The 6,307-nt window shown below is 71.7% G+C and carries 8 protein-coding genes; all 8 read right to left on the bottom strand.

The annotated features are described in order from the left end of the window. Window positions 1–489 (bottom strand): LLM class flavin-dependent oxidoreductase (locus tag C3492_RS38180; RefSeq protein ID WP_146075780.1); only part of this gene is annotated, 489 nt, incomplete at its 3' end. 519 nt (window positions 490–1,008) lie between these two features. Beyond that, window positions 1,009–1,395 (bottom strand): DUF3566 domain-containing protein, encoded by a 387-nt coding sequence (locus C3492_RS46405; RefSeq protein ID WP_258056157.1) that lies wholly within the window; start codon window positions 1,393–1,395, stop codon window positions 1,009–1,011. Window positions 1,396–2,072: 677 nt separating this feature from the next. Next, entirely contained in the window at window positions 2,073–2,654 is a 582-nt protein-coding gene (locus tag C3492_RS38170) for a GNAT family N-acetyltransferase (RefSeq protein ID WP_103817198.1), read from the bottom strand. A gap of 203 nt (window positions 2,655–2,857) precedes the next feature. Beyond that, a complete protein-coding gene (locus C3492_RS38165) occupies window positions 2,858–3,451 on the bottom strand; it encodes a DinB family protein (protein WP_103817197.1) in 594 nt (197 codons plus the stop codon). Between the two features lie 46 nt (window positions 3,452–3,497). After that, the gene (locus C3492_RS38160) at window positions 3,498–3,989 is read right to left on the bottom strand and encodes a pyridoxamine 5'-phosphate oxidase family protein (RefSeq protein WP_103817196.1); all 492 of its coding nucleotides are present in this window, start codon (window positions 3,987–3,989) and stop codon (window positions 3,498–3,500) included. Between the two features lie 149 nt (window positions 3,990–4,138). Continuing rightward, entirely contained in the window at window positions 4,139–4,519 is a 381-nt protein-coding gene (locus C3492_RS38155; protein WP_103817195.1) for an antibiotic biosynthesis monooxygenase, read from the bottom strand. A 155-nt stretch (window positions 4,520–4,674) separates the two neighbouring features. Then, the gene (locus C3492_RS38150) at window positions 4,675–5,586 is read right to left on the bottom strand and encodes a DMT family transporter (RefSeq protein WP_103817194.1); all 912 of its coding nucleotides are present in this window, start codon (window positions 5,584–5,586) and stop codon (window positions 4,675–4,677) included. A 64-nt stretch (window positions 5,587–5,650) separates the two neighbouring features. Next, entirely contained in the window at window positions 5,651–6,235 is a 585-nt protein-coding gene (locus C3492_RS38145; protein ID WP_103817193.1) for a dihydrofolate reductase family protein, read from the bottom strand. Between the last annotated feature and the right edge of the window lie 72 nt (window positions 6,236–6,307).

Here is a 6,307-nt window from a genome sequence, read left to right as displayed (position 1 = left end):
ACGGAACCTGCCCTCCCAGTCCACGACGTCCTCACGCCACAGCCGGCGCAGCAGCGCGTAGTTCTCGATGGCCAGGTCGATGCCGTCCCGGATGTCCTTGCCGAACCACGGGTACACCGGCCCGGTGTTCCCGCGGCCCATCATCAGGTCCACCCGCCCGTCGGCCAGGTGCTGGAGCATCGCGTAGTCCTCCGCGATCTTCACCGGGTCGTTGGTGGTGATCAGCGTGGTCGACGTCGACAGGACGATCCGCTCGGTCCGCGCGGCGATCCAGCCGAGCATCGTGGTCGGCGAGGACGGCACGAACGGCGGGTTGTGGTGCTCACCCATCGCGAAGACGTCCAGGCCGACCTCCTCGGCCTTCAGCGCGATGGCGACCATGGCCTTGATCCGCTCGCGCTCGGTCGGGGTCCGCCCCGTGGTGGGGTCCGGCGTGACATCGCCGACCGTGAAGATCCCGAACTGGGTACGTGTCGCGGAGTGTTGCACTGATGTCAAGGGGATGTCCTCGGACTCGACGGGCCTGGTCACTCGACGCTAGGTCGCCGATTCGCCCCGAATGACTTGTCCGTGCACAGCTGTATGACCTTGAGTGCACGGTGTGCGCGTCCGCGCGCCCGCGCGCCCGCGCCGGCGGCCGGCGGAACGGGCGGTAGCCGGCGCCTCACGCGAGCCTCGCCGAGTGGTGCATCCGTCCTGGCGGACGGCGGGGTCCTGAGGGCATGACCGAGCACGCCGGCCCCGGCGAGGGCGTGGTCATCGACGCCGGTTGCGCCGTAACGCCCGAGATGCCCGTTTCAAGCCGTACCCGGCACGGCTGGTGACCCGGCAGACGCTCAACGCACCGCGGGCGAGCGCGAAAGCTCGCCGGGGCGGAGGTTCCGCGCCGGATCAGCCGATGAGGAGCCGGGGACGTACGCGGGTGTTGTGCCCGGGGCACGCGGCTGTCGTCGTACTCGGTTCGCCGTTGCCCGGCGGGGACGTTCGGCCCCGCTCACGTCACCGCGATCACGAACGCGGCCGGAGGGTGCGCCCGCGCAGTGAGCGGCTCACACGGGCCGGGGTTCGGGCCGTGGCCGGCAGGACCTGGTCGGCCGCCGGAGGCAGGTCCACATCGTCGGTCACGGAGACCTCGACGCCCCCGCTGTACAGCGACGACAGGTTGTAGAGGAACGTGCCCAGCGTGGCCAGGCCGGTGCCCAGGACGACCTCCACGGTGACGACGCCGATCCCGATGGCCACGACGGTGCCCAGGTCCGGCAGGACGTCCGGCGCCATGGCCTCCATCAGGATCCAGAGGACGACCGTGGTGGCGAGCGCCAGGATGCCGACCCCCGCGAGGAGCAGGGAGCTCGTCACCATCACCGACCACGGATCCCCCTCGGATATGCGCATCCGGATCGTGCGGGGCCCGGGGGCGGCAGCCGTGCCGGACGCGGCCGGACGGCTCCCGGCACGGCGTCCCGTACCCGGGTCGGCCGGGTGGGCGGACCGTGGCGCTGCTCCGGCCGGAGCGGTGGGCGCCGATGCGGACCCGGCGCTCCCGGCAACACCGGAATCCTCCGGCTCCTCCACCGGAGCCGGCCGCTGCGCGGGGCGGGGAGGCGCGGTGGACCCGTCCTCGGGGGAGCTGTGGGCTCCGTCGCCCTGCGTCACTGCCGCCTGCTCTCCGGCGATGGTGCGGGGGTCGCGCTTGGCTCGACTCATGCCTGTCTCCCTGACTGGCCCGGCAGCCTTCCGCAGCGCCCTCCCCCCATCGAACGGGCCTCCGTCGACCGCCCGGCGGCCTCTGGGGCCTGCTGGTCCGTGCATCCGACCGTATGGGCGACAGGGCGCCCCCGCACTCGGACGAGGCCCCGGAGACCGGACCCGCGGACCGGCCCCGACGGCACGGGAACCGGCTCCCAGCGGGACTGACCCCACCCGTCGAACAACACCGGAACGCACCCGGGCGACACCGCCGAATGGGTGTACGAGCGTGTCGGCCGTACGACGGACACGTGCCCCGAAGGACTGAATCCCGAGTGGCGCGGCGACGGCCGGTGCCCCCGTGCCCCAGCCGTCGTCCCGGCTCAGCCCGCTCGCCGAGCACCCTCGGACGCGCGCGCTTCCCACTGCTCCCCGGTCATCCGCCAGATGACATGGATCCCCACCTCGCCGGGAGCGGCGGGGCCATCAGGGGCCGGTACGCGTCCGACCTCGGTGAAACCCAGGCGGGCGGCCACGGCCCCACTGGCCGGGTTGGCGGCGTCGTGGTGGATCTCGATGCGGTCGATGCCCGCCAGCTGGAGACCCTGGTGGACGAGCGCCCCGGCAGCCATCGTGGCGAGACCCTGTCCCGTCCAGCGAGGGTGGAGCCAGTAGCCGATTTCCAGTCCGCCCGCACCGATACGGCGATGCAGGCTGCAACTCCCCGTCACCACGCCACCCGCGGTGATCGCGTAGCCGAAGGCCTGCCCGGTCTCCCACTCCTCGTGGGTGCGGGCCAGGAAGCCGGCGGTCTGCTGTCGGCCGGTGTCGGCCGCCCAGGGCATCCACGGCACGAGGTGGGCCAGGGACTCGGAGATGGCCAGGTCCAGGGCATCGAGATCGGTCGTCCGCCACCGGCGCAGTACGACCCGGTCGGACGTGAGGGTTTCGGCGGGCTCTTCCATGTCCGGATGCTCCCGCAGCCTGGCCCGGGGCGACAACACGATTTGACCGGCCCGCCGTTCCGCAGGGAGGGGCCGCGGGGCGCCGGGGGAGGGGGGGCCACGCGGGGGCGCACCGCCGCCGGTCTCGACACCGACGCGACCCGCCGTGTCACCGCCTGCCGCGTGCCGTGGCGGGGTGCACGGGTGCGCGTGGCCGACGCGGGTCAGGCGCCTCGGTCGGCCTCCCGGGCCGCGCTCTCCAGCCGGCTCCGGTACGTTTCCCACCACGCCGAGTCGCCGGGCGCCACGGCGTCGTTGCCCTTGCTCATCCCCACGGCACCGTCCAGGAGTTCGCGGACGATGTCCGCGTGCCCGGCGTGCCGGTGTGTGTCGGCTATCACGCGCACCACGGCGTGGTGCAACGTCACCTCGTCCTTGCCGTCGGGCCACCACGGCACCTTGCCGACCGTGTCCAGCGCCAGCGCGTCCACCGTCGCGTCAGCGTGCCGCCACGCCCGGCGGTACAACTCCACGATGAACTCCCGAGACTCGTCGGCGGTGGCCCACATGTCCGCGTTGGTCTCGGCGCCTTCGTCGAGCCAGGGCAGCGGCTCGCCGGACGGCCGTCCGAAGATGTCGCCGAGGTAGCCCAGCTCCACGCCGGCCGCGTGCTTCACCAGGCCGAGGAGGTTGGTGCCCGTAGGTGTCAGCGGGCGGCGGATGTCGTACTCCGAGAGCCCTTCGAGCTTCCAGAGCAGGGCATCACGGGCGGACTGGAGGTAGGAATGAAGGTCGGCTTTGGGATCCGGTGTGGTCATGCCGCAAGTCTGCCGTCCGAGCGATCTTCACACACCGCCTTTCCGTCTATCCCCGCGGCCGCGGTCCAGTCGGCCGCTGTTCCAGCCACATCCCGTCGCGCATGATGACCCTCCCGCGTAGTTCCGGCTCGCCGCGCCAAGCGCGCACGGTCCTCGGGACCACGCGGACATACACGAAGGAACCCTCTTCCACGCGGGGATCCCACCCGAACTTGGCGACGAACGCCTCCGCTGCGCCCGCGGGCACCTCCTGGTCCGGGAAGCACTCCGCCTCGCCCTGGAGGAGCACCACTTCGAAGGTGTCCGGGAGCGACAGGCGCACGCGCGGCTCTTCGCGGAGGTTCCGCGCGGTCACGGAAGCGGCGCCGGTGCACATCCACACCGCTCGCCCGTCCCACAGGAACCACAGTGGCACCTGGTGCGGCCCGTGTTCAGGGTGAGCCGTCGACACCCACACGTCCCGCTCGGTGAGGAGCCGCTCCAGAGTGTCGCGCATACGCTCCGCCGTCCGGCGGCGAACGATTCCCGTGGTCTCCATGAGGACCGACCCTAGCCAGGCGGGCGGCAAGCGCGCCTGAGGCGCAGGACCTACTCCCCGCGACCGATGGAGATCCTCCCCACCGGCCTCATGGGCGGACGGCAGCACCGTCCGGGGCCCGTCAGGCCACCACCGAGCCCTTCGACCGGTCAGTCCGCCGCCGGGCTCTGCGGGACCTCCGCTCGGGTGAACCCGTGGCTCCGCTCCACTCTCGCCACGTGCAGCGTGTAGCTCTGGTACCACTCGGTTCGCCCACGCTTCTGTGCCGCGCGGTGCTCCGCGTTGCCGCGCCACTCGGCGAGGGCGTCGGCGTCGCGGAAGTACCCGACGGTGATGCCCAGCCCGCCGGGAGTCTGCGCGTGGTCCATCCCCAGGAACCCGGGGACGTCCTTGACCAGGTCCTCCATGCGTGCGTTGGTCTCGCGGTACCCGCTCTGGTCCTCGGTGCGCACCGTGGTGAAGACGGCCACGTAGTAGGGGGGTTCATAGGCCTCGACGGGTGCGACAGGCGCTTGCGGGTGATCGCTCATGGCGCCACCGTAAGGTGTGGTGCGGCCCCGATCCAGTGTGTTTTCCGGACGGGATACATGGAGAATCAGCCGGGCGGGACGGGGAACTCCGCGGCAGACGTCGCCTGATGGGGCACCAGGCGTCCAGATGCGGCACCAGATGTCCGGACGCGACCCTAGGCGTCCGGGCGGGTGCCGTGGGTGGCGCCCGCCGACGCGGCCACCACGCACAGCACCGCCAGCCACTGCGACCAGTGCAGCGACTCGTGCAGCACGACGAGGCCGATGAGGGCCGCCATCGCCGGTTCGAGGCTCATCAGGATGCCGAACACGCGCGGGGGGATCCTGCGCAGTGCCTCCAGATCCAGCGAGTACGGGATCACCGACGACAGCAGTGCCACGCCGAGCCCTGCGAGCAGGACCCATGGCTGGGTGAGCGCCGTTCCGCTGTCGGCCACGCCGAACGGCACAGCCACCAGCGCCGCGACGGCCATCCCCAGAGCCAGACCGTTGCCCTCCGTGGTGTGGCGGCCCAGTGCCGCGCCGAGCAGGATGTACAGGCCCCAGCACGTTCCCGCGGCCAGGGCGAACAGAAAACCCGCGAGGTCGAGGTCGCCGCGTCCCTCCATCAGCAGGACCACACCGCCTGCCGCGAGCAGGGCCCAGAACGCGTCCAGCCATCGCCGCGACCCGGCCAACGCCACCACCAGCGGCCCGAGGAACTCGGTGGTCACCGCGATCCCCAGCGGAATCCGGGCCAGGGCCAGGTAGAAGCACAGGTTCATCAGGCCGAGGACCACGCCGTAGCCGACCACGACCGTCCACGCGCGACGACGCATACGCGGCGACGGCCGCCACACCACCACCAGCACCGCCGCCGCGAAGAACAGCCGCAGCGCGACCGTCCCGAAGCTGCCCACCGCGCTGAACAGGTGCTTGGCCAGTGCCGAGCCCACCTGCACGCTGACGATGCCGAGCAGGACCAGCGCCGTCGGCGGGATCGCGTCGAAGCCGCGTCCGGCCCGCGCTGTCAGGGAGGGCCGGGGGGACGGCCCGCGGTCAGCCGTTTCGACGTTCAGGGTGGCCACGCCGGGATTATTGACGGCCGGGCGCGACGCGTCACGCGATTTTCCCGGCCGCACCGGGTGACCTTCAGGCGGACGCCTTCGTGTAGGTGAGGACGAGGTTCCCGTTGTCGAACACGCGACTGCCGGCGAGCCTGAAGGCGCGCGGCGAGAACTCGGCGCGGAAGAGGGGAATTCCCGAACCGGCCACGACCGGGTACTGCTTGACGATCAACTCGTCGATCTCCGGGAGGAGTTGACCCGCCAGGTCGGCACCGCCGCAGAGCCAGATGCCCAGGCCCTGCTCCTGCTTGAGCCGGCGGACCAGCGCGATCGGGTCCTCGGTGGTGACCTCGACGGCCGGGTCGGGGCCGGTGCCCAGCGAGCGGGAGAGGACGATCTGCCGCAGATGGGCGTAAGGGCTGGTGAGCCCCACGGCGAGGCCCGGGTCGTAGGCGCCGCGGCCCATGAGGACGGTGTCGAAGTGGGTGTTGGGGGTGTCCGTGACGCCGAAGGCGGCGCGCGCCGGAGTGGGCAGCGTCTCCGGGAACTCGGCCGTCAGGTGCGGGAGGTAGTCCTCCGTCAGGTACGGGGAGAAGAAGTCGCAGTCGCCGTCGGGGGCCGCGATGAAACCGTCGATGGTGCCGGCGACGAAGTAGGTGAGCTTGCGCATGCACGTCCTTGTGGGTCGAGTGACACGTACCGGGTGACGTGTGCCGGGCGACGCACGTCGGGTGAGGTCTGT

This window comes from Streptomyces sp. Ru62, assembly GCF_002920615.1.
Taxonomy (GTDB): Bacteria; Actinomycetota; Actinomycetes; order Streptomycetales; family Streptomycetaceae; genus Streptomyces.
This window is presented reverse-complemented; position numbering and strand designations above follow the sequence as displayed.

What these genes read in the sequence shown, in the direction of transcription:
- C3492_RS38165 (WP_103817197.1), bottom strand. Translation starts at nt 3,451, where the DNA reads ATGACCACACCGGATCCCAAAGCCGACCTTCATTCCTACCTCCAGTCC.
- C3492_RS38170 (WP_103817198.1), bottom strand. Translation starts at nt 2,654, where the DNA reads ATGGAAGAGCCCGCCGAAACCCTCACGTCCGACCGGGTCGTACTGCGC.
- C3492_RS38145 (WP_103817193.1), bottom strand. Translation starts at nt 6,235, where the DNA reads ATGCGCAAGCTCACCTACTTCGTCGCCGGCACCATCGACGGTTTCATC.
- C3492_RS46405 (WP_258056157.1), bottom strand. Translation starts at nt 1,395, where the DNA reads ATGCGCATATCCGAGGGGGATCCGTGGTCGGTGATGGTGACGAGCTCC.
- C3492_RS38155 (WP_103817195.1), bottom strand. Translation starts at nt 4,519, where the DNA reads ATGAGCGATCACCCGCAAGCGCCTGTCGCACCCGTCGAGGCCTATGAA.
- C3492_RS38160 (WP_103817196.1), bottom strand. Translation starts at nt 3,989, where the DNA reads ATGGAGACCACGGGAATCGTTCGCCGCCGGACGGCGGAGCGTATGCGC.